Genomic DNA, 26,132 nt, shown 5'->3' on the forward strand with positions numbered 1-26,132 from the left:
AATAAGCCAAAATTTTACGAAAAATGAGTACGACTGAAAAGAAAGACAGTTTGTTTTAACTGATTTCTTAGTCGCTGAAGACTTATTTTAGGAAATTTTGGCTTATTTTGTTCGCGCATTGTTTGGTGAGTAACTTATGTGGTGGGACAACAAAAAACTCCTGAAGAATACTCTTCAGGAGTACGAGAATGAGAAACGGATGATGTTAAGTTATTCTGAATCACAAATAACTGGTTGGATTGTGTAATGAAATCATTCTCTACGAGTAGTATACAGCTATTTCTGATTGAAATTTTTTTTAAAATTTTAATGGAAAGAAAATTATTTGCAAAATATGAATAACACACCTATTCTATAGTATAAAAAAATTTTTTTCATTTTTTTTGTGTAGAATTTTTCTAAGAATATTCTTGTTTTACAGTGATTATTGCACTCCTTGTTGATACGCACAAGTAAAAAATGAGTTCATTGAAGATTGTATATGATGATAAATAATTGAATTTTTTTAATTTGAGCATACCTATTTCTTCTGGGGGGAAAATTAGGTATGCTCAAATTAAAGTTATTGCCTTATTATTATATTATAAAGGAGGCATAAATTTATGAATAAAGTTGAATTAGATCAAATAATCAAAGATATGAATGAAGGATTAGAGGAAGATGAAGAAGAAATATTTTTATTAAACCTACGTACTTATTCTAAAGATGAAATCAATTACGTAGTAGATCGTCTTAATCTGGATGATCATACTCGTGAACAGGTTAGAACATCACAAATTAATTCAATGAAAAAACATCAAGTGCGAAAAAAAATTTATTAAGAGACGAAAAACTTAGAGCTGTTCATAAAAATTTAAACAAACAAAGTGAGGAAGTCAATTCATTCTCTGATCGCTCAAAGATGATAGATACAGTTGTTGCATCTATCAATCAATTGATTCATGATCCGGAAATTAATGTTATTCAACCAATAGACGATATTGATATAAGTGAGGCATTAGACGTCTTCTTTGAAAAAACCTATTTTACACCAGATGAAATAAATTCTACTATTGATAAGCTAGAACTAGCAAATAAAGAAAATCTTCGTGAAACAATTAGAAAAAGGGAGATTGAAGAAGAACCTCGACGTAAAATCAAGTTTTTAAAAGAAGAACGAATACAAAAAATTAACGAAATGGTGCAACAGTCGATGACATCAAGGACGTTCACAGAGGTTGCAGATAGTCTTAAAAAAATGTATTCAGAGTTACCTTACAAAGTTAATGAGGCTGATTTAAGTGAGGATATAGAATTTGTAATAGAAAATTTTAAGATGAAACCTAATGATATTGGTTCTTTCGTGGACTTGTTTGACCTCAGTCCTGATACTCGTAATAAAATTAAAGAATCACAAAAGAAAAGAATTGAGGAGATGAAGGCAATAAGGGATACTGAACTTTCAATAAAAATAGAAAGGTTGAGAATGCGCCGTCCTTTTACCCTGATACAGGATATCACTTCAGTACTTCGTGAGCAAATGAATGACCCAGTTATTCCACTTGCACAACACGAGGTTGTATCTATATTAGAAGAGAATTTAGATATACCACATAGTACAACAATAGAAGGTACTTCAAGACGTGTTTTGCCTCTTAGGCAGAATGAATATAGGGAAATTATACATAATCTTGGTTTGAGCGTGGAAAACGTAAATGAACGTTGGCAGTTTAACCGCCATGCTGTAGAACTGCTGACTAACTATGCTGAATTCAATATGTTACAGTATCCACAAACAGATCTTGTGCATGGCAATCCACAGGAACTTTCAAACCTTGAATTATATAAAAGAGAATTTAGAGGGTTGGTTAAAGAAAGTGTAGGCAAGGTGGGAACTAAAGCTGAAGATAAATTAGGTTTTCAAGCTGAATTTTCTAATTTGACCTCCGAACAACAGGAACAGGTAATGAAAAAAGTGGAGGATTTGAAGAAAAGAAGACAAGAAAACTGGAAACAATTAGATGTAGAAAAATTGTTACCGTTAAAAAATAGGACAGAAAAATTCAATGCTGCAAGAACGAGAAGTACAAATACATCTGAAAAACAAGGACAAAAATCTTCTAGAGATCATCAAAGATAGTCTAGTGAATGAGTAAAGAAGTCGTATGGCTAATCGTTCTTACTAAAAGAATGAGTGTACTATTTTTCGTGCAGTTTTTTTATTAGAGAGTGAACTACCTGTTTTCATTTATCAATGACGTTGGATTATTCTTATGACTAACGACATCTGCAACGTTAAATTAGAGGCTTGACTTTCTTCAAATTTGCTTGTAGTATACTCATTGGGCACCCTTTTAAAGGGTCAGAAGTTCACAGAAATTTTGCTCCCTATTCTAACTAGAATAGGGAGCTTTGTTCATTTTCTGGGACTTTTCCTGCAGATAAAAGAAGAAGGAGTTTTTGAACTTATGACAAAATACATTTTTGTAACGGGCGGCGTAGTTTCATCGATTGGTAAAGGAATCGTTGCAGCTTCTTTAGGTCGTTTGTTGAAAAATCGTGGCTTAAAAGTAACCATCCAAAAATTTGATCCCTACATCAACGTAGACCCGGGAACAATGAGTCCGTACCAACACGGAGAAGTTTTTGTAACAGACGACGGAGCAGAAACTGATTTGGATCTAGGCCATTATGAACGTTTTATCGATATCAATTTGAACAAATACTCCAATGTTACTACAGGGAAAATTTATTCAGAAGTACTTCGTAAAGAACGAAAAGGGGAATACTTAGGAGCAACTGTTCAAGTCATCCCTCATATCACTAATGAAATCAAAGAGAAAATCATGCGTGCGGCAAAAATGACTGATTCAGACGTGATCATCACTGAAGTTGGCGGAACAGTCGGCGATATCGAATCTTTACCATTTCTAGAAGCACTACGCCAAATGAAGGCGGATGTTGGTGCTGATAACGTGATGTATATCCACACCACATTGATTCCTTACCTAAAAGCTGCTGGAGAAATGAAAACTAAACCAACTCAACATAGCGTGAAAGAATTACGTGGTTTAGGCATCCAACCTAATATCTTGGTGGTTCGAACAGAGCAACCTGTTTCACAAAATGTGAAAAATAAATTAGCACAATTTTGTGACGTAGAACCCGAAGCAGTGATTGAGTCACCAGATGTGGATACACTTTACTCTATTCCGTTACTTTTACAAAAACAAGGAATGGATCGCATTGTTTGTGAACATTTGAAACTAGAAACGCCAGAAGCTGATATGGAAGAATGGAAACAATTAGAAGAAAAAGTATTGAATCTGAAGAAAAAAGTCCGAATTGCTTTAGTAGGTAAATATGTAGAATTACCAGATGCTTATATCTCAGTTGTTGAAGCGTTGAAGCATTCAGGCTTTGCTTTTGATGCGGACATCGAACTTGACTGGATCAAGGCTCAAGATCTAACCAAAGAAAATGTTGCAAAATATTTGAAAGATGCAGATGGTATCTTAGTACCTGGTGGCTTTGGCGATCGTGGGGTCGAAGGAAAAATTGAAGCGATCCGTTACGCTCGTGAAAATGATGTGCCTTTCTTAGGGATTTGTTTAGGCATGCAAATGGCGTGTGTTGAGTTTGCTCGTAATGTGGTTGGTTTGGAAGATGCTGCTTCAGCAGAAACTACACCAGAAACAACGAACAATATCATTGATTTGATGGCAGACCAAGAAAATATCGAAAACTTAGGTGGAACGTTACGTCTAGGTCTTTACCCATGTAAAATTAAAAAAGGAACGAAAACAGCGGAAGCTTATGACGGAGCCGATGTAGTACAAGAACGTCACCGTCATCGTTATGAATTCAACAATAAATACCGTCAATTATTTGAAGAAAAAGGATTAGTATTCTCAGGTGTTTCTCCTGATAATCGTTTAGTGGAAATCGTGGAATTAACAGAGAAAAAATTCTTTGTTGGTTGTCAATTCCATCCAGAATTGATCTCAAGACCAAATCGCCCACAAAAATTGATCAAAGGATTTGTCGGAGCTGCTTTGTCTGAACGTGAAGGAAAATAAGCGGGACAAATACGCTTTTAATGTTTCAGATGAATTTAGAGAAAACAGTTATAAATAAATTGTTATTGTTTGAACAATAAAAAACGATAAACTAGCCATTTTTGACTAAATCAGCCAACTGAAAACCTTATTTTTTGCAAAAAAGTTCTTGAAAATTTTCATTTTCATTGATTTTAGTAGAAAACTCTGAAAATGTTTGGTAAAATAGGTTCGTTGGTTAAGGATAGTCTTAACAAATTTAGTTTTACAAAACTTAGGAGGAATTTATTATGCCAGTAGTATCAGGAGCTGAATTTTTAAAAGCTGCTCGTAAAGGCGGTTACGCTGTCGGCGGATTCAATACAAATAACTTAGAATGGACTCAAGCAATCCTTGAAGCAGCTGAAGCAAAACAAGCACCAGTACTTATCCAAACTTCAATGGGTGCGGCTAAATACATGGGCGGCTACAAAGTTGCTAAAGATATTATTTGTGACTTAGTTGAATCAATGAACATCACTGTTCCTGTTGCCATCCACTTAGACCATGGTGACTATGATGCAGCTATGGAATGTATCGAAGTAGGCTATACTTCAGTTATGTTTGACGGTTCTCACTTACCATTTGAAGAAAACTTGAAATTAGCGAAAGAAGTTGTAGAAAAAGCTCACGCTAAAGGAATTTCTGTTGAATGTGAAGTTGGTTCAATCGGCGGAGAAGAAGATGGAATCATCGGTAACGGTGAATTAGCAGATATCGAAGAATGTAAACAAATGGTTGCTACAGGAATCGACTACCTAGCATGTGGTATCGGTAACATCCATGGTCAATATCCAGAAAACTGGAATGGTTTAGCATTTGATCATTTACAAGCAATCGCTGATGCTGTAGGTTCAGATATGCCTTTAGTATTACATGGTGGATCAGGTATTCCTCAAGAACAAATCCAAAAAGCAATTTCAATGGGTGTTTCTAAAGTAAACGTAAATACTGAATTCCAATTATCATTTGCTAAAGCTACTCGTGAATATATCGAAGCTGGCAAAGATAAAGAAGGAAAAGGTTTTGACCCTCGTAAATTGTTAGCACCAGGTAAAGCTGCAATCATTAAAGATGCAGAAGAACACATTGATTGGTTCGGTTCAGCTAACAAAGCTTAATTAATCGATTAAGAATGCCGTGAAACAGGTTCAACCTGTTTTGCGGTTTTTTTTTCGTAAATTGATAATCGTTCACTTTAATAAACATTCGTCCATCTTTTTTCAGAATAGACCTTTGATTTTTGAGGAAATAAAAAAGAATGGGAACTCGTTTCTTTATTTCATCTATGATAAAATACAAGCATGTGTAATAAAATTGAACAATAACAAGGTGGAAATCAATGAAAAAAATCATAATTGAAGGAAATCGTCCGTTAACTGGTGAAGTAACGATCAGTGGGGCTAAAAATAGTGCAGTGGCTTTGATTCCTGCAGCGATTTTAGCAGATTCTCCGGTTATTTTAGAAGGCGTACCTGATATTCAGGATGTTCATTCACTAATCGAAATTTTAGAAATCATGGGAGCAAAAATCCATTTTTCACAAAATATTTTAGAAATTGATCCCCGCGGTATCGTCTCTGTGCCCATGCCAAGTGGTAAGATCAATAGTCTACGTGCTTCCTATTATTTTATGGGGGCACTGCTTGGAAAATTTGGTGAGGCAGTGGTTGGTTTGCCAGGTGGGTGCTATCTAGGACCACGACCAATTGATTTACATGTCAAGGGTTTCGAAGCATTAGGTGCTTCAGTCAATAATGAACATGGTGCGATGTATTTACGGACCGACCAACAGGGATTACAGGGAAATCGGATTTTCATGGATGTCGTTTCAGTCGGTGCAACGATCAATGTGATGCTGGCTGCTATTAAAGCGAAAGGTCAGACAGTAATCGAAAATGCCGCTCGTGAACCAGAGATCATCGATGTTGCTACTTTGTTGAATAATATGGGTGCTAAAGTGCGAGGAGCAGGGACAGATGTGATCCGAATCGAAGGTGTAGACAAACTCCATGGTTGTCGCCATTTCATGATCCCTGATCGAATCGAAGCAGGGACTTATCTAGCGCTTGCTGCAGCAGCAGGAAATGGTGTTAAGATCAAAAATGTGATTTACGAACATTTAGAAAGTTTTATTGCTAAACTTCAAGAAATGGGCGTAAACATGACGATTAGAGAAGATGAGATTGAAGTGTTTCCGTCTAAAGTGTTAAAAGCGGTGAATGTGATGACTTATCCATATCCTGGGTTTGCAACAGACTTACAACAACCATTGACTCCCCTCTTATTAATGACCAAAGGAACAGCTGAAATCACAGATACGATTTATGCTAAACGTGTGAATCATGTGCCTGAATTAGCACGTATGGGTGCTGATATATCAGTTGAAGGGAATTTGATCATTACAAATGGACCAAATAAACTTCATGGAACAGAGGTAGTCGCTTCTGACCTTCGAGCAGGTGCTTGCTTAGTTATTGCAGGTCTCATGGCTGAAGGAACAACTACTATTTATAACGTAGAATATATTTTACGTGGTTATGATCATATTATTGAAAAATTGACGGCATTAGGTGCTGAAATCCAAATGGTGGAGGAAGTGGAAGCTGAATGAGTGATTATTTAACGATGGCGGAACTGGAAAATAAGACATTAAAAGAGGTCTACAGTTACGCAAAAGAATTTAAGATTCCTTATTATAGCAAAATGAATAAAAAAGAATTATCTTTAGCTGTGATTCGGGCGCAAGCAGAAAAACAAGGGTTTTATTATATGGAAGGAATCTTAGATATCGTTGGACAAGATGGGTATGGTTTTTTACGACCAATCAATTATGGGCCAAGTGTAGAAGATATCTATATCTCTGCTTCACAAATAAGACGGTTTAGTTTGCGAAATGGAGATAAAGTAGCAGGAAAGGCTCGCCCACCTAAAGAGTCAGAACGTTATTATGGATTGATGCACGTGGAAAGTGTAAATGGAAAAGACCCAGAAGAAGCCAAAGAACGTCCGCATTTTCCAGCATTGACACCTCTGTATCCTCAAGAACAGCTTAGGTTAGAAACAACCTCTCAAAGACTAGCAACAAGAATGATCGATATCTTCTCACCAGTAGGTTTTGGTCAACGTGGCTTGATTGTAGCACCTCCTAAAGCCGGAAAAACTTCTGTGTTAAAGGAAATCGCCAATGGAATCACTGAAAATCATCCAGAAGTAGAACTGATCGTTCTTCTGATCGATGAACGCCCAGAAGAAGTCACAGATTTGGAACGCAGCGTCAAAGGAGATGTCGTTTCATCTACTTTCGATTTACAACCACAAAATCATACAAGGGTATCTGAGTTGGTCCTGGAAAGAGCGATGCGTTTAGTCGAAGATAAACGAGATGTCGTGATCTTGATGGATAGTATTACCCGATTAGCTAGAGCTTACAATTTAGTCGTACCGCCAAGTGGTCGTACATTGAGCGGAGGAATCGATCCAGCCGCACTATATAAACCAAAAAAATTCTTCGGAGCAGCTAGAAATATCGAAGAAGGTGGAAGCTTGACGATCTTAGCAACTGCCTTAGTCGATACGGGTAGCCGAATGGATGATGTGATCTATGAAGAGTTTAAAGGAACAGGGAATTTAGAACTTCAACTGTCTCGTGAACTATCTGAGCGTCGTATCTTCCCTGCCATTGATATCAAGAAATCTGGTACGAGAAAAGAAGAGCTTCTAATGCCAGAAGATCAATTAGAAGAAATTTGGAAGTTACGAAAGAATATGGTCGGCGATTCATTGGAATACACCGAACAATTGATCCGTTTTTTAAGAAAAACCAAAAACAATCAACAATTTTTCAAAGAATTCCAAGATGTCTCGTTCGGTAAAAAAAATCAGACAAGAAATCTAAAAAGATAATTGCAACGTTGTTAGAAACATGTTAAGATGTTACTGTTGTATATCGACAAATCAACTCTGGTTCAGCAAATGGGTCAGGGCAAAGGAGCGAAAACGCATGAAAGAAAACATCCATCCAGATTACCATCCAGTAGTGTTCTTGGATTCAACAACTGGCTTTAAATTCTTGTCAGGTTCAACAAAAACTTCACAAGAAACAGTTGAATGGGAAGACGGTAATACATACCCAGTCATCCGTGTCGAAGTTACTTCTGACTCACATCCATTCTATACTGGACGTCAAAAATTCACACAAGCAGACGGACGTGTGGACCGTTTCAACAAAAAATACGGTCTCAAAGACGCAAACGCTGCAGAATAATCAAAACATTGTTCATACGATGTTTAGCAGACTATCTGATAAAGGTAGTCTGTTTTTTTGTGTTTTCTGTTTCTGATAATCAAAAAATGGTCACTAAAAATTTATCATACCATATTATTTAAAAGTCTGATTTTCATTATTTCCTTCTGTTGGAAAAAAACGACAACATTTATAAAATAATGCATGTTAATGTTATATTATAAATAAAAAATAACATCAAGAGGTGCTAATATGAGTAAGAAGAAAGCAATGATTTTGGGGTCTTTACTGTTCAGTATGGTTATTTTATCAAATGACCTAAATGTTGAGGCAACAGTAAATGAACCGACTATTGGGACGGAAGTCGTTCTTTCAGAGCGAAGTAATGAAAACGTTTCAACGGTTTTGAATGCTTATCAAAGTGAGGATGTTGAGAGTTATCGGGAAGAAATCGGGAATTGGTTTGGTCCTAGTAGCAATCAATCTACAGGGATCTATAAACGTAAAAATGATACGATCGAAATTTATGTAGATGAAACGGCGAACAACTACCGACGTATACGATTACCAGGGCTAGTCTGAAAGATTATCTCGAAGGGGCAACGAAAGGGAAACGACTAAATAGAGGAAGAAACGTCATTTCCGGTACTCAAGAAGGCGTGATCCATATCCAAAATGAATCCACTCGCATCACGCAACAAAAAACGAGAATTGAAATACGTGGTGGTATTACAATTCCACGTTTTATTCTAGGAAAAATGACCAATAAAGATTGGCAGAATGAAGTAAGAAATCATCCAAATGCACCTGCTTATGAATTGGTCAGTGATCGAGTTTTGGTTACAGGATCCGACAAAACAATTAATTATGTGAAGGACCCAACTAAAATTTTAACAACGAAAGAAAAAGTAATTGATCTTCACGATCAAACAGCCGGACTCGATAATAGCGCTACAATCCATCGTCAACCAACTGGCTTAGTTCAACATATGCGTGAAACGAGTGCCAGAGAAGATTATATGTACGCGTATGAACAACATACTGGTTTTAATTATGCAGATGGGATGAGAGTCTTGTTAGATCCAGACGGTTCCTCACAGTGGGGGATTTGGCATGAATTAGGTCATACCTATCAAATTGATGATATGGGTTGGGAGGATATGACCGAAGTGACCGTGAATATCTTTTCGATGCGGGTACAAAAAGCATTAGGGCAGCGTAGTCGTTTAGAAGAAGATCGCGTATATACGGATATTTTCAATTATTTGAATCGAAGTCAATCGAAAAATTTTGATAAACAAGATGAATTTGTTCGACTAGGAATGTTTTGGCAGCTGGAATTAGCATTTGGCAGCGACTTCTATCCTAAACTACATCAGTTATATCGTGAAGAAAGTCCACAGCTATGGACAGAACAAGACAAGCGACAACATTTTATCTTATCTGCTTCAAAGATCAGTAACAAAAATCTAACGCCATTTTTTGAAAAATGGGCTATCGAAGTTACTGCTGATACTAAAAAAGAATTAGCAAGACTACCAAAATTAACGAAGAAAATCTGGGAATATCGTGATGAAATGAAAGGTGATGTAGGAAATATTACCGATGATGATAATAACAATGGCAACACGGAAGATCCTTCAATTGAAACTTGGGATAAAGATAAAGTGTATGTTGCTGGGGATATTGTCATGTATAAAGGTGTAAAATATCGTGCAAAATGGTGGAATACCGATAAAGTTCCTGGAGAAACGATTGACTGGGAAAGAATTGATTGATCATCAATAAACACAACGTATTTTGATTGTAACGGTCAAAATACGTTGTGTTTTATTTATATAAGGAACGCCTGAAACACATGAATCTCTAATTTTGATGAACGCTATCGATCATTTTTTTGACTGATTTTTTTAAAATTTGATCCATTTTTCGTTATTCGTTCAAAGCATTGAATGGCTGAATTAGGGATGCTATACTTGCCACAGTTATTAGAAAGCGTTAACAAATAGTGAAAGGAGGCTATATGGAGTGGAGATTAGTCAACTGATTTCAGAAGAATTGATTCTTTTCGATGACTCAATTCGATCAAAAAAATCATTATTTGAATATATCGGTACTACACTTGAAACCACACATAGAGTAAAAAGTGCAAAAAAAATAATCAAAGCATTATTCAAAAGAGAAGAGGAAGTGCCTACAGGGATTGAAGCTGGATTTGGTATCCCACATGCTAAAAGCAAGGCTGTCATTACACCAACCATTTGTTTTGTTCGTAGCAGCCAGATTACAGAATATCTTGGCTTAGATGGGGAGCCAATTGCATATACTTTTGCAATCGTGGTTCCTGCAAACGCTGCTGACAGTCATCTTGAGATTCTCAGTGCGTTGTCAAGGCGATTAATTGATCCAAACTTTAGAAAACAAATCAAAGAAGCAAATTCAGCCTCAGAAATTATGACCGTTTTAAAAAATGAAGAAAAAGCAATCCGTTAAATGAATCATCGAATAATGTCACACGCATCAACTGAGACCGTTATTGAATAAGCAGATAGGGGAGAATAACGATGAAAATAATTGGTGTAACCGCATGTCCTACGGGAATTGCGCATACGTATATGTCCGCTGAGAAATTAGAAGGGACTGCTAAAAAACTAGGCCATGATGCAAAGTTTGAAACGCAAGGAATCAAAACGGAAAATAGGTTAACTACAAAAGAGATTGCTGAAGCAGATGCGATTATTCTAGCAGTTGATAAAGAAATTGATATGCAACGTTTTACGGGTAAAAGAATCAAAAAAGTTTCAACGAGTCGAGCAATTAAAGAACCAGAATTGGTAATTGATGAAGCATTAAAAGGGATCAATACGTTAGAAATTGCTCAATCAGTTGAACAAACAAAAGCCACGAAACAAAAAGCCACACTTTATAACCATTTTATGAGTGGTGTGAACTATATGTTACCGTTTGTGATTGCGGGCGGAATTATTATCGCATTAAGTTTTGCTTTTGGGATCACTGCAGCGGATCCTAAATCAGCTGACTATAATGTCCTAGCTGCCGCATTTTCTAGAATTGGTGGAGACACCGCTTTTGCCATGATGGTGCCAGCTTTAGGGGCAGGGATTGCGACCTCTATTGCGGGGAAAGCTGGCTTTGCACCTGGGATCGTGGCAGGGCTACTGGCATCTACTGGTGGTTCTGGATTTCTTGGAGGAATGATCGGGGGGCTGTTAGCAGGGTATGTGACAGATTTTCTGGCAAATAAAATTCCTGTAAAAAAAGGTATCTTAGCGATGTATCAATTGATCGTCGTTCCGTTAATATCTATCTTGATCATTGGTTTAGCAATGGTTTTTGTAATCGAACAACCCATTTCGTGGTTATTAGAAGTATTAACCAATTGGTTGAATAGTTTAGGTAATACTTCCGGATTAATGTTTGGCTTGATCATCGGCGTGATGATGGCAGCTGATATGGGAGGGCCGATCAATAAATCGATCTCAACTTTTTCCATTGGTTTGATGTCGGCCGGAGTCAATGCACCGATCGCAGCATGTATGGCAGCTGGAATGACCCCACCGCTGGGGATCGCCTTAGCCACACTGTTGTTCAAGAAAAAATTTACGAAAGAAGAACGGACTTCTGGTCAATCCTGTTGGGTGCTTGGTGCTTCTTATATTACAGAAGGAGCGATTCCCTTCGCAGTTTCAGATCCGATTCGAGTCATTCCGAGCTTGATTCTTGGCTCTGCTACTGCAGCGGGTATCTCAATGGCTGCCGGTGTCACATCCATTGCTCCTCATGGTGGGATTTGGGTCATGCTGATACCTAACGTGATCAATCACCTACCCATGTATTTGCTAGCGATTGGTGCTGGGACAGTAGTTACGGCTCTTTCACTTGGATTATTAAAGAAATCAAGCGAAGAACAAGTCGGAAATGAAGAAAAAATAGTGAAGCAAGAAAAAATAATAAATGAGGTGGAAGTGTAATGTTATATACAATGAAAGAGCTATTGAAAGTAGCTAAAGACAATCAATTTGCGGTTCCTGCTTTTAATATTTGTAGTTATGATATGTTAAAGGCAATCATGGAAGAAGTAGAACGGTTAAATGCACCAGTGATTTTAGAGATCCATCCCGATGAGATTGCTTACTTGAATGATGAATTTGTTGCTGCTGTTCGAGCTTATGCGCATAAAAGTAAAGTACCTGTAGTGATCCATCTTGACCATGGCGGTAAAGTAAGTGATGTGTTACGGGCTATCCGCAATGGCTATACCTCGGTTATGATTGATGCCTCCTTGCAATCCTTTGACGATAATATAAAGATAACTAAAGAAGTGGTGGCTCTAGCTCACGAGGTAGATGTGTCAGTCGAAGCAGAAATTGGTACGATTGGGAATAATGGGTCAGCAGAAGGTGGGTCAGCTAATATTATTTACACAGATCCTGAACAAGCAAAACAGTTTGTTGCAGAAACGAATATTGATACATTAGCTATCGCTATTGGAACAGCACATGGCTTATATCCTAAAGATAAAACACCAAAATTGAATATCGAGTTATTGAAAGAATTGAATGAGACCATCGATTTGCCATTTGTTTTACATGGTGGTTCAGGAAATCCGGATAAAGAAGTAAGCGAAGCAGTTAAATATGGTGTAGCTAAGGTCAACCTTAGTTCGGATCTTAAAAGTGTCTTTTTCGATGCATTAAGAGAAATCTTAAATGAAAACCCGGAAATGTATGAACCGAATATGATCTACCCTTATGCGAATCAAAAAGTACAGGAAGTAGTGAAACATAAAATGACGATCTTAAACACGATCGATCAAGCCAAGTGTTATAAATAAGACGAATTTCTCACCGTTTATTCGTTTTAGAGATACTAGAAGAGACCGAGACAAGTTTTGACACAGTCTCCAATGAAATCGAAATCGAGTGGTCATGAAAAAATGCTCAGTATTTCTAGGAATAAGCCAATGAATCGCTAACTTTAGTTGTTTCGGCTGATGTCCTATAGCGAAGCATTTTCATTCTAACCACTCGATTCTGTTTTTGGATGTAGGTGGAGGCATCTTTGTTTATGGTAAAATAAAGCGAAAGAGAAAGGAGTGGGGAAGATGTTAAGTGACGTAGAAGAGCGACAACAAACGATTGTCAATCATTTGAAAATCAACCAATTTGCCAGGATTACTGAATTGATCGATTTAGTAAATTACAGTGAAGCGACAGTGAAACGAGATCTTGTTGTCTTAGAACAAAGTGGTCTGATCCGCAGAGTCCGTGGTGGGGCTATGTTAGTAGATAATCAGAAAATCGATGTACCATATATGATGAAAATCACCCATTTAGAGGAAGAAAGTGAAAAACGTTATATTGCGGATATTGCAGCTAATTTGATCAAAGATGATATGGTTTTATTTTTAGACTCTAGTACAACTAGTTTGCATTTAGTTCGAAATTTAGGTCGATTTGAGGGGCTGCAAATCATTACGAATGGGGTCATTACTGCTGCTATGTTAAGTGAATTTACTTCAGCAAAAGTATCGATCGTCGGTGGTAAAATCGTTCAAAAACGAGCAACGATCAACGGAGCAAAAGCGTATAATGATATTTTGACTTATGCTGCTGACCTTGCAATCATCAGCTGTCGAGGATTTGATTTTAATCAAGGCGTGACGGAAACGCATGAAGGAGAAGCGTTAGTAAAAAGAGCGTTTCGTAAACAAGCCAATCATTTGATGGTGTTAGCTACACAAGATAAATTAGAACAACGCTTCATTCATCAAGCAATTGCTAGTCATGAAATCGATTATTTAGTGACCAGTCAGAAATTAACGAACGAACAATTGAAAAAAATCTATGAACACCACACAGAGTGTTTTTATTAATCAGAAAGACCAATAAAAGTGGATGTTCTCATAAAATTCATTCATTGATAACACCTATAATTTGTATCAAGAAAGCTATAGTTTGTTCATGTACACCCTTTTTAGTAAGCGCTATCATAAATTGTGGAAGATAATAATTGAGAAAGGAGTAACGAGTGAACAGTTGCAGCAAGCGATTAGATAAGAACAAATCATAGGAGGTAGCGATGAAGAAGTTAGAAGGTACTTTAGCTGGATTGTTGGTAACGGTGATGATGGGAATTGCTCTGAAAGAACCGGTCGTTTATGCACAAGTAGATGCCACAAATCCCGAGGTAAGGGTTTCGATGGATAATCAACCGGAGTCCTCTTACTGGTTCCCTGATGAATTGCTTAAATGGACGTTTGATCAGGATACAGATGCGAAATACAATGTTAGTGTTGAGCCTTTAGCCACACGAGTGGAGAAATCACACTTATTAAAATCGAATACTACCCAAAACGAAAAGATGAAGGTTGTCGCACTTTCGATCATGAATAATAGCACTAGTGGAAATGCACCAAGAGGGAGCAATCAGTTTGATGCAAATGTTTTTTCGAATTGGCAATATATTGATCAATTGGTTTATTGGGGAGGCTCAGCTGGCGAAGGTATCATTGTTCCGCCAAGCCCAGATGTTACCGATGCGGCGCATAAAAATGGTGTGCCTGTTTTAGGCACGATCTTTTTTCCACAAGGGGCCCATGGCGGAAAAATCGAATGGTTGAATACCTTTTTAGAAAAAGATGCTCAAGGTCATTTTCCAATCGTGGACAAGATGATCGAAGTCGCACAAAGATATGGGTTTGATGGATGGTTCATCAATCAAGAGACAGAAACCAATCTAACGAAAAAACACGCTGATTTAATGAAAGAACTGATTGTGGAATTTAAACAAAAATCAGCTGGAGCGTTAGAGGTTATGTGGTACGATTCCATGACGAATGACGGGAAAATGGATTGGCAGAATGCGTTAACTGATCAAAACCAAGATTATTTAGTGGATGCTAATTTGAATCCAGTAGCAGATAGCATGTTTTTGAATTTTTGGTGGAATACCTCTAGCTTAGCAGGCCAAGATCTATTGCGTAAATCAAAAGAAAAAGCAGAAAGTTTAGCCATTGATCCCTATGATTTATTTGCGGGAATCGATGTCCAAGAAAAAGGGTACGATACACCGGTCAGATGGGATTTGTTTACGGATAAGAAGGGAATACCCTATACTTCACTAGGGCTTTACGTCCCAAGTTGGACCTATTCTTCTTCCAATGACCCAATGGACTACCAACAAAAAGAAGAAAAATTCTGGATCAATGAACAAGGGGATCCTACTAAAAGTACACTACCAACCGGCACAAGTTGGCCTGGAATCTCTACTTTTTCGGTTGAACAAACCGCTATTACGCAATGGCCTTTTATCACCAATTTCAATGTTGGAAATGGTTACAGCTATTTTAGCAATGGGCAACAAGTTTCAACAAATGAATGGAATAATCGAAGTCTCCAAGATATCATGCCGACTTACCGCTATATTATCGAAGAAGGAGCTGGCAATAAATTAGCTGGTAGCGTGGACTATACTACTGCTTTTAATGGTGGGAGTTCTTTGGCTTTTAAAGGTAAGATGGCAGAAAAAGTAACAAGTAAGATCAAACTGTATCAAACAAAAGTCAAAGTCGAAAAAAACATGTCATTTACGACGACAGCCAAAGCATCTGATCGAACCACGTTGAAACTAGTGTTAGGTTTTGCTGATGGTACATTTGAAACGTTTAATGGCAATAAAAAAATAGGGAATGACTGGACAACGGTTTCTTATCCTTTGAATAAAGCAACTGGAAAAGAAGTAACGTCGATTGCCTATGAGGTAGCCTCAGCAAAAGCAAATGAGAATTATGAGTTATTCTTAGGTCAAATTTCTGCGACACCTAAAAAGGTGCTGAGTCCAACAGCGGTCAATGATGTTACGTTCGATGATTTGTCATTTGACGAAGAAGCAATGTTTGCCGGGATCAGATTATCTTGGACTAGTCCACAAGCAGATCGCATCAAACACTATGAAATTTACCGCGTTCTAGACGATGGAACACGTGTCTTTATCGGAGCCACACCTGCTGAGAATTATTTTATCAATGGCTTAGAACGTCAAAATGCAACAGCTACAGCTATCGAAGTTGTGCCAGTTGATATCTATGGCAACAAGGGTGAACCTTCCAGACCAAACAGTTTTGACTGGCCACCTGTTCAGTTACCACGTGCTTCCTTTACTGTCTCAAAAACTTTGGTAGCGCCAGGAGAACCGATCACTTTTACGAACACCTCTTCACGAAATACCCAAAGTTTAAAGTGGACATTCAAAGGTGCTGATGTAGAGTCAAGTACGGAAGAACAGCCTCGTGTCACTTATTCAAAAGAAGGAAGCTACGATGTAGAATTGACAGCGATCAATGAAGCAGGAGAAACGACAACTGAAATGAAAGGGATCGTTACGGTTACCAAGAATGCCCAAGCTGGTCTGAGTTTATTATCTAAAGGTGCCAAAGCAGAAGCCTCTTCATATGTGAATGAATCAGAGGCACCAAAGTTTGCTGTCGATGGTGATCTTGGAACAAAATGGTGTGCTGTAGGGAGTGCGCCACATACCATCACGGTTGATTTAGGAACAGCTAAATTGATCAGTGAAGTGCGCATGGCCCACGCTTCTGCAGGAGGAGAAAGTGTAGGCATGAATACCAAAGCTTATACTATAGAAGTGAGTGCAGACGGAGAAAATTTCCAAGAAGTTTCGCGAACAACTAATAATACGCAAGGTTCAACGCTAAATACCTTTGCAGCAACGACTGCCCGATTTGTGAGAGTCATCATCGATCAACCAACTCAAGGCGCAGATACAGCTGTCCGTCTTTATGAACTAGAAGTTTATGGGTTAGCAGAATAAAAGTTGAGTGATTGTTTCTGAACAAAAAGGAGTTTTGACAGAAGTATCTAATCATGAAAATAAGCCGAAGAATCCAAAAATAGTTTCTTCTATCTTTGGATTCTTCGGCCAATGTTTTGCTAGAGGTGAATACTTCAACACCTTTTATTCGTTTCTTGAATCAGTTTCAGTTCATCACTAATTCCATTCAAGTTTTGCTGAGTGGCTCTTTTTTTATTATAAACGATATAGAGAACTGTACAGATCAAAGGAATGATACCAGAAACAATGTATAATCCTCTAAATGACGTATAAGATTTCAATATTCCCATCAAGTAGGGGCCAACACCTAGACCTAGATCTAATCCGATGAAGTAAGTTGAAAGAGCGATACTGATACGGTGTTCTTTGACGATTTTCAAACAAACTGCTTGTCCGTTTGACATGAAAGTCCCGTAACCTAAACCAACGAGTGCGCCTGAAATAAGTAAGGTGATGCTGTTCGTTGTCGCACTTAGTAGAAACAAGCCAGCAGTCAAGAACAAATAGCTAGGATACATGACATACTGTTCGCCTTTAGCATCAAAAATACGTCCCGTCAATGGGCGAGTGAAGGTGATAACTAACGCATAGACCACAAAGAAAAAGGAGCCTGCAGCGACTAAATGAATGACTTTCGTATAAGAAGACAAGAAGGACAAAACACTTGAATAAGAAAGACCCATTAAAAAGGCGATTCCTGTAATGAACAATGCTTTTTTCTCAATGAATCCATGGATACTCCAAGATTGTAGTGATTTTCTTTGAGTATCAGATAAATCAATGTTTTTGACTGGGAACATCAGACAGGCAATCGTTACAAGAAAAACTAAAACGATAGAAAACCAAATAATAAAATGAAAATCAGTCAGATTAAGCAAGATCATTCCTAAAAAGGGTCCGATAGCAGCAGCTAAACTAGTACTTAAACCATAATAATTGATTCCTTCTCCTTTTTTTGATTCAGGAATATAGGCAGTGACGATCGCATTGGTTGCTGTCGAAACGGTCCCGTAGCCAAACCCATTTAAAAAACGTACCAGATATAATACGCCGATCGTTGGGGTGAAAAGATAGGCTAAAGTAGAGAGTAAATAAAAAATCGCTCCACCACGCAAAGTAAACTTGCGCCCAAATAATTCAAGTTGTTTACCCATAAATAAACGAGCCAAAAGTGTACCTATGATGTAGATACCAGAAGCAAAACCTGCTTGGCTCATACTAGCATGTAAATCATCTTGAGCAATAACGGCAATAATGACCATCAGTAAATAATAAATTAAATAGACAATGAAATTAATAAGAGTGATTCCGATAAAATGTTTATTGAATAATTTTTTTTCCATTTGCTTTGTGTTTACCCCTTAATCTGAATAAGCTTTTAATTTTTGGATTTGTACTTCAACATCGTGGTAATTTGATGGATAGCGATCGACCAATTGACGAATGAACAAGTCTCGAGTCGTCATAAATAATTCTAAAAATTCTTCTAATTCATTCGATGGTTTTTCATCGACTGCTTTGATCAATTCAATCGAATTTTGGTAAGCATCATTTAAGAAAACCAAAGAAGCTTTCATGTCAAATCTTGTTTGATAAGCTGTTTCAAGTCGATTAATAATTGTTTTCATCCAGTAGTTCATATTTTTTTCCTCAATTCTTTCATTTTTTTTTACATTCGCAGTATAACGAAACGAAAAGAAGAAAAAAATCACAGACATAATTTAAAATGGTACTTAACAAATGTTAATATCATTAGTAAAATACCTTTGGGCTTTAAAATACTTAGAAATCTTGTATTATTTTTTTAGATAAATGTTTGGATGGGGGAGCATGATTGGACAGCAGAGTGCTAAAGGAATATTTAGAGAAAAATCAATTTCCAATTGTACGAAAAAGATATCATAAGTATCTAACTTTTGAAGGAGTGGAGGATTGTTACACGTATATTTTAAAAGAAGGCACGGTCAAAGCAAGTGTCATCTCAAATGATGGTCGTGAGTTCAACTTGAGGTATATTAAAGATCTAGAGATTGTTTCACTTTTAAAAGATGAATATTCGCAGTTTATTGATTCGCCGTACAATATTCGGATTGAATCTGAATATGCAGAATTTTATCGAATCAATCGAGTGAAATTTTGGGAACATATCAATGAAGATCCAAAGATGCAACATTATGTAAAAGAGTATTATCGTTATCGTTTACTGTATTCCATGAAAAAAATGCAACAAATGCTTTTAAATGGGAAATTAGGTGCCGTATGTACGCAACTTTACGAGTTATATGATTTATTTGGGGTTCGGACCGAAGAAGGCATGATGATCGATTTTGTGATCACTAATGAAGAAATCGCCAAGTTTTGCGGAATCTCTACCGCTAGTAGTGTGAGTAGGATCTTAAAACAACTGAAGGAAAATGGGATAATCACCGTTAAAGATCATCGGATCATTATCACCAATATGGATTTATTAGAAGACAATATTATCTTTTAAACAGGATCAGTGGAAAACATAAGATGCTTCCTTCATGTAGTTGTATCAGCTTTAGCTGACGACAATGCATGAAGGAAGCATCTTAATTTACGGATGAACGTTTCTATTTTAGTGCTTTAAAAGCTTCGGCCTCCGCCACCGAAAGTCCCGCCACCGCTGGAATGTGTCGTACTTCCGCCACCACCGCTACCAGGAGGTGGACTTTTTGGAATCCTGCGTGTAGTGACAAAGGAGTTGGTTAAGCGATCTGTTTTATCCGTTAATTTTACGTTTGATTTTTCTCTAAATGGGTATTTATAAGTTCCTGATTTCAACTGATACCTCGAAACTGTTACAAAGTAGAATACGAGGCTCAATGCCAGGGCTAAGATGATAGAAATCACTATTTCAGTCGTCGTCAACACTTTATACCGCGTGATCTTACCAGTCTCTTCATCAATTTGATAATGTCCTCCAGGAACTCCAGCTTCTACATATTCTGAAGTTTTAGTCAAATAGGCTTGAGCTGCTGCAAAATAAGCCGAATTCGTCATTTGGTCGTAGACATCATCTAACGTGTCATTGATCCGAGCATCATCAAGATAATCGATCATATTACCAGAAGTTGAAATGTAAATCTCACGTTGTCCCATATCTAACAACAGAACAGCCCCATTTTGATCATTACCGATCGCATTTCTTAAGTAATCATCTGCAAACGTTCGAGGTTCTTCTGAGTTGGAAGTCGTCGTTACGATAAAGATTTGTCCTTTGATCTTCTCATTGATAGGCTGGATTTGTTGCTCTAAAGATTGGATCTGCTCTTGCGTGAACAAACCAGCTTCATCGTTCACTGCGGGTGTAGCAGCGTCAACGGAAGAACTCCAAAAGAAACCGAATAGGACTAGAAAGAAAAGCAAAATTCTTTTTTTCATATCAAGTATCCTCCAATCATAAAGAGGATCGCCAATACAGCAAAGATTCCAAAAGCCGTCAAGCCCAGTTTTTTATGACTGATGGGTAAAACACCGCTGACTTTACCTGTTTGACCATTCATGGCGTAATAATAGACTTTCTTATTGGCATCACTACTGCGATAAGTGACTAACCATACCGGTAAAAGAACATATTCATTATTCTCACTAGTGATATCTGTCGAAGTCCGAACATTGGTCAATGTGGTATAACCATTTGCGGTGTCACGTAACAATTTCTCGGAGTAATCTTGCAGTTCATCTTGCACTTGTGATTTGATTGCTTCATATTCGATATCTCGTTTTTCTGCTTGAAACCCTGCCAGATACTGACTTTTGAAGTCAATTGCCTTGTTCAAAGGAAACGGTTGGACTGCTTCCACCATTTTTTGTTGGGTATTCTTGGACAATGCATTTTTTACTAGTTCTTTAAAGGAAAGTGAGCCTTCTCGATGAACAGCAAACTGTTTGGTTTCTGTATACTCGATGTCACCCACTCGCCAAATACGAATCACTGTTCCGGTCGCTTGCATAGAGCCGTCAACGGTTGCATCCGTTGTCCAATAAGGAAAATAAACGCCAGTTAGTTTGTCGATTTGGTCTTTGTTGAAAAATTCTTTGGGTACAAACCATTTTTTCTTTGTCCAAGCTAAGAATTTTTCGACCGCCTCTTCTTTTTCGACTGCAAACGGTAAGACTTTATTTGGCAGTAATTTTCCACTTAACCGTCCGGATAAAACAACTGGATTGTGACAATAGTAGCAGTAAGTAGCAGCCGTTGTTGCATCGGTCACGATCTCTGCTCCACAGCTTGGGCAAAGAAATAGTTCCATCGTTGCTTCTGTTTCTTCTTCCACTGATTCAGCTGGTGTTGCTTGATCGCTAGGATCAGAAAAACCACCAGCTTCTTCAAACGCTTTTCGTTCTGCTTCATCCATCTGCTCCAACTGTTCATCTGCAGTAAAAGTAAAATCTTTTTCAGAATCTTGTTGGGAAGGCGGTTGATCTTCTGAGTGAATCCCTCGGGCTGCTTTTTGTTCTTGTTCGTACTGACTGACTTCTTCCTCAGTGTAAACATTTAAACAATAGTCACAGTGGAATTTTTGATCTTTTGGATCAAACGTGAGAGGACCCCCACAGTTTGGGCATTTATGTGTAAGAACGTCCATTCTATCCACACCTTTCTAAAACTTAGTCGAGTGGGATTCCTTTGAATGGTTTTCCACAATTTGGACAAAACTTAGGGATACCATTTGAAAGATCGACCACTTCGTTACATTCACTACATTTCATTTGTAACTTTGGTTGGACATTTGCAACTGGCTTGGCTGCCCCACAGTTAGAACAGAATTTTCCCGTATTTTCAGTTCCGCAGACTGGACATGTCCAAGTATCATTGCTCCCTTGAGCGGTTTGTTGGTTTTGTTTTTCAGCTTGTTGTTTGATTTGTTCCTGGTTATTTTGTGCTGCTTGTGAAAGGTAAGAACCATTAGCATTCATTCCCATTCCCATGCCCATAAAGCCAGTCATCGCCCCGGCATCATTTTTACCAGCTGCTTCCATCCCACGAGCAATCGAACCTTGAACATAGCCTTCACGGACACTTGGATCTCCCAACATCGCACCTTCATTACGCATATTGATCAATTTCACTGAATCATCTGTGTAAGAAATACTTGCTACTGCGACAGAAACGATTTCCATACCACGTAATTCATTCCAAGATTCATCTAAAACATTGCCCATGTATTTACTTAATTCTAAGCTTTTTGATGGAACATAAGAAATGCGCTGACCATCAGCAGACATTTGGTTGATTGCAGCTTGAAGAGCTGTTAAAAATTCTGCCAGATACTGCTCATTAATATCTGAGATTTCTACTTGCGTTTTGTTTTTAGGAATAGCGTTGGTATAAAACAAAATTGGATCAGTAATATGGATCGAATAAGTACCATGAGCTCGTAAGAACAATTCAGCATTGTAAAAATTGTCAAAATAGTTCAGCGGCGCACTGGTACCAAACTTGATTCCTTTGATTTCTTGAAGATTGATATAAAAGACTTGTTGCTTTTGAGGTGTCACGCCACCGAATTTAAAACGTTCAAAAGTTTCTGCGATCGCACCTTTCAATGAACCATTGAACATGGAAGGAGCAGAGTCATTTTTGATCGTGTAGTAGCCTTCTTCAGCAGTATAATCAATGATTTTACCACCATCTACAAGGAGCATCATCATATTCGGATAGACATGGACAACGGTTCCGTCAGTTAGAACATCCTCTGTTCCTTTACGATTGGAGCCACGTTTATCATCTTTACGTACTTTCACACCTTTTGTCATAACTGTTGTATCGCTCATATCCGCTGGTTCGATTACTTCGATCCATTGATCTGCTAATCCACCGCCGATCATGCTTGTTGCTGCTTTGATAAGACCCATAAAAAATTCCTCCCTTTATGAATGTTGATTGTTAAATGAATGACTCTATTATACCATAGGAGCAATAAAAAACTCTCAGACGGAAGATGGATATTAGCTGTTTAGCTGATTTTCTTTCAGTTGAAAAAAACAAGGAAGATCGAGAAAGCTGTTTGTGAGTATTTATTTGAAAGAATCGGGGAATACACAAGTAACTACAAACGACAAATCATGATTCTTCTCATAACTATAGTAGTTTTTTTTAGCAAAATCACGTATAATAAAAGATAGTGAATTTTTCAAAAAAGGGGGATCTTCATGGCATATCAAGCACTCTATCGTGTCTGGCGTTCACAGCGTTTCGAAGACATCGTCGGGCAAAAAGCGGTGACACAGACGTTGAAAAATGCTATCGTTTCCCATAAAACTTCTCATGCTTATCTATTTACAGGACCACGAGGAACTGGTAAAACGAGTGCAGCTAAAATTTTTGCAAAAGCTATCAACTGTCCGAATAGTCAAGATGGAGAACCTTGTAATCATTGTGAAATGTGTCAGTCGATTACAGCGGGAACACAAGAAGACGTGATTGAAATCGACGCAGCAAGTAATAACGGAGTCGAAGAAATACGTTTTATTCGAGATCGAGCGAACTACGCACCGACAAAAGCAACTTATAAAATCTATATCATAGATGAAGTGCATATGCTTTCTACCGGAGCGTTCAATGCATTGTTGAAAACTTTAGAAGAACCTAAAGAAAATGTTATTTTTATTTTAGCAACAACCGAGCCACATAAGATACCAGCAACGATCATTTCCAGAACACAACGCTTTGATTTCAAACGAATCAATGCAGCAGATATCGTTGAGCATTTGGCATACATTTTAAAGCAATCAGACGTACAATATGAAGAACCAGCACTAGGGGTTATTGCTCGAGCAGCAGAAGGCGGGATGCGTGATGCGCTAAGTATCATGGACCAAGCGATTTCTTTTAGTAATGGGATCGTAACTGTGGATGATGCGATGCAAGTTACCGGTAGTCTAACCAACGAGATGATGGATGAATTTTTAGGCGCTTGTGTGAATAATGAAGTGCCCAAAGCGTTAGAATCATTAACAGATATCTTAGCTGCTGGTAAGGAAGCACGGCGCTTTTTAGAAGATCTTTTACAGTATTGTCGTGACTTACTGATGTACCAACAAGCACCAAACCTCGTAGCAGAACGAACAACTTCACTTCGAGAACCATTTGTCGAACTAGCAAAAGAAGTACCTGCACCTCGACTTTTTCAGATGATCCATATTTTGAGTGAAACACAAAATGAGATTCGTTTTACTAATAGTGCTACGATCTATCTGGAAGTAGCAACCGTCAAGCTAGCTCAAGCTTCTGGTTCAGCTGCTCCTTCAAGTAGTAACCAAGCAAGTGAAGTAGACAGTCAGTTAATTAATCAGCTACAAGCAGAGATCAAAGAGCTGAAAAAAGCGATCAATGAGATCAAAACGAATGGGGGAACCCCTTCAACTACTGCCAAGCAAACACAAGCTCCTGTTCAAAAGAAACAAGCAAGTACGTATCGGATACCAACTGAACGAGTGTATCAGGTTCTAAGAGAAGCGACCAGAAAGCATTTGAATGAAGTCAAAGAAGTCTGGGACGATTTGTTGATGAGTTTGTCTGTGACACAACGAGCGATGCTTAAAGCAAGTGAACCAGTTGCGGCTAGTCCTAATGGGTTAGTCATTGCGTTTGATTACGAGATCGTTTGTCAACGAGCTGCTAACGACGAAGAATTACAGTTGGCGATCCATAATAATTTAAGTCGAATGATCAAAGACTATGCACCAGATTCAGTCTATATCACGAGAGAAAGCTGGCCAACGATCCGCAAAGACTATTTAGTCCAAGCAAAAGACGGGAGTAATGATGATTCTTTTGCTCCGGAAGATTCAGATGAAGAGATCGAACTGATCCCTCAACAAGCACCAAGTGAAGAAACGATCGTCACGAAAGCCGAAGAAATCTTTGGCACAGATGTTGTGACAATCATTGATGATTAAATAAAAAAGGAGAATGATCAATTATGATGCGCGGAATGGGAAACATGCAAGGGATGATGAAACAAGTCCAAAAAATGCAAAAAGAGATGGTTCAAGCACAAGAACAATTGAACGAAACAGAATTTACTGGTGTAGCAACCAATGAGTTAGTGAAAGTTATTTTTACAGGTGATCGTCGGATGAAAGACATCCAAATCAGTGAAGGTGTCGTGGATCCTGAAGATACAGAAATGTTGCAAGACCTGTTGATGATGGCTGTCAATGATGCTTTGACAAAAATCGATGCAGAATCTGAAAAAACAATGGGAAAATATACTAAGGGGTTACCCTTCTAATTTTTCCTAAAGGGGTAATGAAAATGCAATATCCAGAACCAATTGCTAAATTGATCGATAGTTACATGAGACTGCCAGGGATCGGTCAGAAAACAGCCACAAGATTAGCTTTCTACACGATCGATATGAAAGATGAAATCGTGAATGAATTTGCTAAATCGTTGTTAAGTGTCAAACGAGATCTTCATTTTTGTAGTGTTTGCGGCAACATCACAGAAGAAGACCCATGTGAGATTTGTAAAGATCCTTCAAGAGACCGGGGGGTTATCTTAGTTGTCGAAGAACCAAAAGACGTGATGGCGTTAGAAAAAATGCGGGAATATCGTGGGCTTTATCATGTTCTACATGGGGTTCTTTCTCCAATGGAAGGGACTGGACCTGAAGATATCAACATTTCTTCGTTACTTGAACGCCTACATGATGATCAAGTGAAAGAAGTGATCATTGCAACAAATGCAACCACTGAAGGAGAAGCTACTGCCATGTATCTTTCACGATTGATCAAACCGGCTGGTATCAAAGTCACTCGATTGGCCCACGGCTTATCCGTTGGTTCGGATATCGAATATGCTGATGAAGTGACCCTGTTAAAAGCGGTAGAAGGCAGACGCGAGTTATAAATTTTCTATAAAAAAGAATTTCGGCTACAATAAAGAAGTAACGCAAGAGATG

General features: G+C 38.0%; 23 protein-coding genes. 18 read left to right on the forward strand and 5 right to left on the reverse strand.

Annotated elements, in window-relative coordinates; genetic code table 11:
* The first annotated feature begins 602 nt into the window (after positions 1-602).
* The 14 genes from EHR_RS07420 (at position 603) to EHR_RS07485 (ending at position 17,175) form a co-directional block, all read left to right on the forward strand.
* On the forward strand, positions 603-821 hold the full coding sequence (locus EHR_RS07420) for a hypothetical protein (RefSeq protein ID WP_010738057.1): 219 nt from the start codon (positions 603-605) through the stop codon (positions 819-821).
* A gap of 80 nt (positions 822-901) precedes the next feature.
* A complete protein-coding gene (locus tag EHR_RS07425) occupies positions 902-2,119 on the forward strand; it encodes a BamA/TamA family outer membrane protein (protein WP_010738056.1) in 1,218 nt (405 codons plus the stop codon).
* Positions 2,120-2,447: 328 nt separating this feature from the next.
* On the forward strand, positions 2,448-4,058 hold the full coding sequence (locus tag EHR_RS07430) for a CTP synthase (RefSeq protein ID WP_010738055.1): 1,611 nt from the start codon (positions 2,448-2,450) through the stop codon (positions 4,056-4,058).
* 269 nt (positions 4,059-4,327) lie between these two features.
* Positions 4,328-5,197: a class II fructose-bisphosphate aldolase gene (locus EHR_RS07435; RefSeq protein WP_010738054.1), complete on the forward strand. Its 870-nt coding sequence runs from the start codon at positions 4,328-4,330 to the stop codon at positions 5,195-5,197.
* Positions 5,198-5,418: 221 nt separating this feature from the next.
* On the forward strand, positions 5,419-6,690 hold the full coding sequence (locus EHR_RS07440) for a UDP-N-acetylglucosamine 1-carboxyvinyltransferase (protein ID WP_010738053.1): 1,272 nt from the start codon (positions 5,419-5,421) through the stop codon (positions 6,688-6,690).
* Positions 6,687-7,982 carry a transcription termination factor Rho gene (gene rho, locus EHR_RS07445; RefSeq protein ID WP_010718706.1) on the forward strand — a complete coding sequence of 432 codons (1,296 nt, stop codon included), beginning with the start codon at positions 6,687-6,689 and terminating at the stop codon, positions 7,980-7,982. Before EHR_RS07440 ends, rho begins: the two co-directional genes overlap by 4 nt.
* Before the next feature lie 97 nt (positions 7,983-8,079).
* Positions 8,080-8,343, forward strand: coding sequence for a type B 50S ribosomal protein L31 (locus tag EHR_RS07450; protein ID WP_010718705.1), 264 nt, complete (start codon positions 8,080-8,082; stop codon positions 8,341-8,343).
* A gap of 231 nt (positions 8,344-8,574) precedes the next feature.
* Entirely contained in the window at positions 8,575-8,904 is a 330-nt protein-coding gene (locus tag EHR_RS07455) for a hypothetical protein (protein ID WP_010738052.1), read from the forward strand.
* Positions 8,905-8,981: 77 nt separating this feature from the next.
* Positions 8,982-10,100 (forward strand): M60 family metallopeptidase, encoded by a 1,119-nt coding sequence (locus EHR_RS07460; protein ID WP_010738051.1) that lies wholly within the window; start codon positions 8,982-8,984, stop codon positions 10,098-10,100.
* A gap of 250 nt (positions 10,101-10,350) precedes the next feature.
* Complete coding sequence (locus EHR_RS07465) at positions 10,351-10,815, forward strand: PTS sugar transporter subunit IIA (protein WP_010738050.1); 465 nt, start codon at positions 10,351-10,353, stop codon at positions 10,813-10,815.
* A 71-nt stretch (positions 10,816-10,886) separates the two neighbouring features.
* Positions 10,887-12,314: a PTS fructose transporter subunit IIC gene (locus tag EHR_RS07470; RefSeq protein ID WP_010738049.1), complete on the forward strand. Its 1,428-nt coding sequence runs from the start codon at positions 10,887-10,889 to the stop codon at positions 12,312-12,314.
* The gene (locus EHR_RS07475) at positions 12,314-13,177 is read left to right on the forward strand and encodes a ketose-bisphosphate aldolase (RefSeq protein ID WP_010738048.1); all 864 of its coding nucleotides are present in this window, start codon (positions 12,314-12,316) and stop codon (positions 13,175-13,177) included. The genes EHR_RS07470 and EHR_RS07475 overlap by 1 nt, the downstream gene beginning before the upstream one ends.
* A gap of 270 nt (positions 13,178-13,447) precedes the next feature.
* Positions 13,448-14,218, forward strand: coding sequence for a DeoR/GlpR family DNA-binding transcription regulator (locus EHR_RS07480; RefSeq protein ID WP_010738047.1), 771 nt, complete (start codon positions 13,448-13,450; stop codon positions 14,216-14,218).
* Between the two features lie 206 nt (positions 14,219-14,424).
* Positions 14,425-17,175 carry an endo-beta-N-acetylglucosaminidase gene (locus EHR_RS07485; protein WP_010738046.1) on the forward strand — a complete coding sequence of 917 codons (2,751 nt, stop codon included), beginning with the start codon at positions 14,425-14,427 and terminating at the stop codon, positions 17,173-17,175.
* A 134-nt stretch (positions 17,176-17,309) separates the two neighbouring features.
* Here the strand turns inward: EHR_RS07485 and EHR_RS07490 are convergent, their stop codons facing one another.
* Together EHR_RS07490 and EHR_RS07495 are read right to left on the reverse strand one after the other, a co-directional pair.
* Entirely contained in the window at positions 17,310-18,539 is a 1,230-nt protein-coding gene (locus EHR_RS07490) for an MFS transporter (protein ID WP_014834489.1), read from the reverse strand.
* Positions 18,540-18,557: 18 nt separating this feature from the next.
* Positions 18,558-18,836: a hypothetical protein gene (locus EHR_RS07495; RefSeq protein WP_010718697.1), complete on the reverse strand. Its 279-nt coding sequence runs from the start codon at positions 18,834-18,836 to the stop codon at positions 18,558-18,560.
* A 194-nt stretch (positions 18,837-19,030) separates the two neighbouring features.
* On the opposite strand from EHR_RS07495, the gene EHR_RS07500 reads away from it, so the two are divergent.
* A complete protein-coding gene (locus EHR_RS07500; RefSeq protein ID WP_010738044.1) occupies positions 19,031-19,687 on the forward strand; it encodes a Crp/Fnr family transcriptional regulator in 657 nt (218 codons plus the stop codon).
* Between the two features lie 116 nt (positions 19,688-19,803).
* On the opposite strand, the gene EHR_RS07505 is transcribed toward EHR_RS07500, so the two are convergent.
* The 3 genes from EHR_RS07505 to EHR_RS07515 are packed head-to-tail and all read right to left on the reverse strand — an operon-like array spanning position 19,804 to position 23,079.
* Positions 19,804-20,601 carry a TPM domain-containing protein gene (locus EHR_RS07505; RefSeq protein WP_010738043.1) on the reverse strand — a complete coding sequence of 266 codons (798 nt, stop codon included), beginning with the start codon at positions 20,599-20,601 and terminating at the stop codon, positions 19,804-19,806.
* A complete protein-coding gene (locus EHR_RS07510; RefSeq protein WP_010718694.1) occupies positions 20,598-21,809 on the reverse strand; it encodes a TFIIB-type zinc ribbon-containing protein in 1,212 nt (403 codons plus the stop codon). The genes EHR_RS07505 and EHR_RS07510 overlap by 4 nt, the downstream gene beginning before the upstream one ends.
* Positions 21,810-21,831: 22 nt before the next feature.
* Positions 21,832-23,079 carry an SPFH domain-containing protein gene (locus EHR_RS07515; protein WP_010718693.1) on the reverse strand — a complete coding sequence of 416 codons (1,248 nt, stop codon included), beginning with the start codon at positions 23,077-23,079 and terminating at the stop codon, positions 21,832-21,834.
* Between the two features lie 297 nt (positions 23,080-23,376).
* Between EHR_RS07515 and dnaX the strand changes: the two genes are divergently transcribed.
* The 3 genes from dnaX to recR are packed head-to-tail and all read left to right on the forward strand — an operon-like array spanning position 23,377 to position 26,080.
* Positions 23,377-25,125, forward strand: coding sequence for a DNA polymerase III subunit gamma/tau (dnaX, locus tag EHR_RS07520; protein ID WP_010738042.1), 1,749 nt, complete (start codon positions 23,377-23,379; stop codon positions 25,123-25,125).
* 23 nt (positions 25,126-25,148) lie between these two features.
* Positions 25,149-25,460 carry a YbaB/EbfC family nucleoid-associated protein gene (locus EHR_RS07525; RefSeq protein WP_010718691.1) on the forward strand — a complete coding sequence of 104 codons (312 nt, stop codon included), beginning with the start codon at positions 25,149-25,151 and terminating at the stop codon, positions 25,458-25,460.
* Positions 25,461-25,483: 23 nt separating this feature from the next.
* Positions 25,484-26,080, forward strand: coding sequence for a recombination mediator RecR (gene recR / locus EHR_RS07530; RefSeq protein WP_010718690.1), 597 nt, complete (start codon positions 25,484-25,486; stop codon positions 26,078-26,080).
* Positions 26,081-26,132: the final 52 nt, after the last annotated feature.

The organism is Enterococcus hirae ATCC 9790, from assembly GCF_000271405.2.
In the GTDB taxonomy this organism is placed as follows: Bacteria; Bacillota; Bacilli; order Lactobacillales; family Enterococcaceae; genus Enterococcus_B; species Enterococcus_B hirae.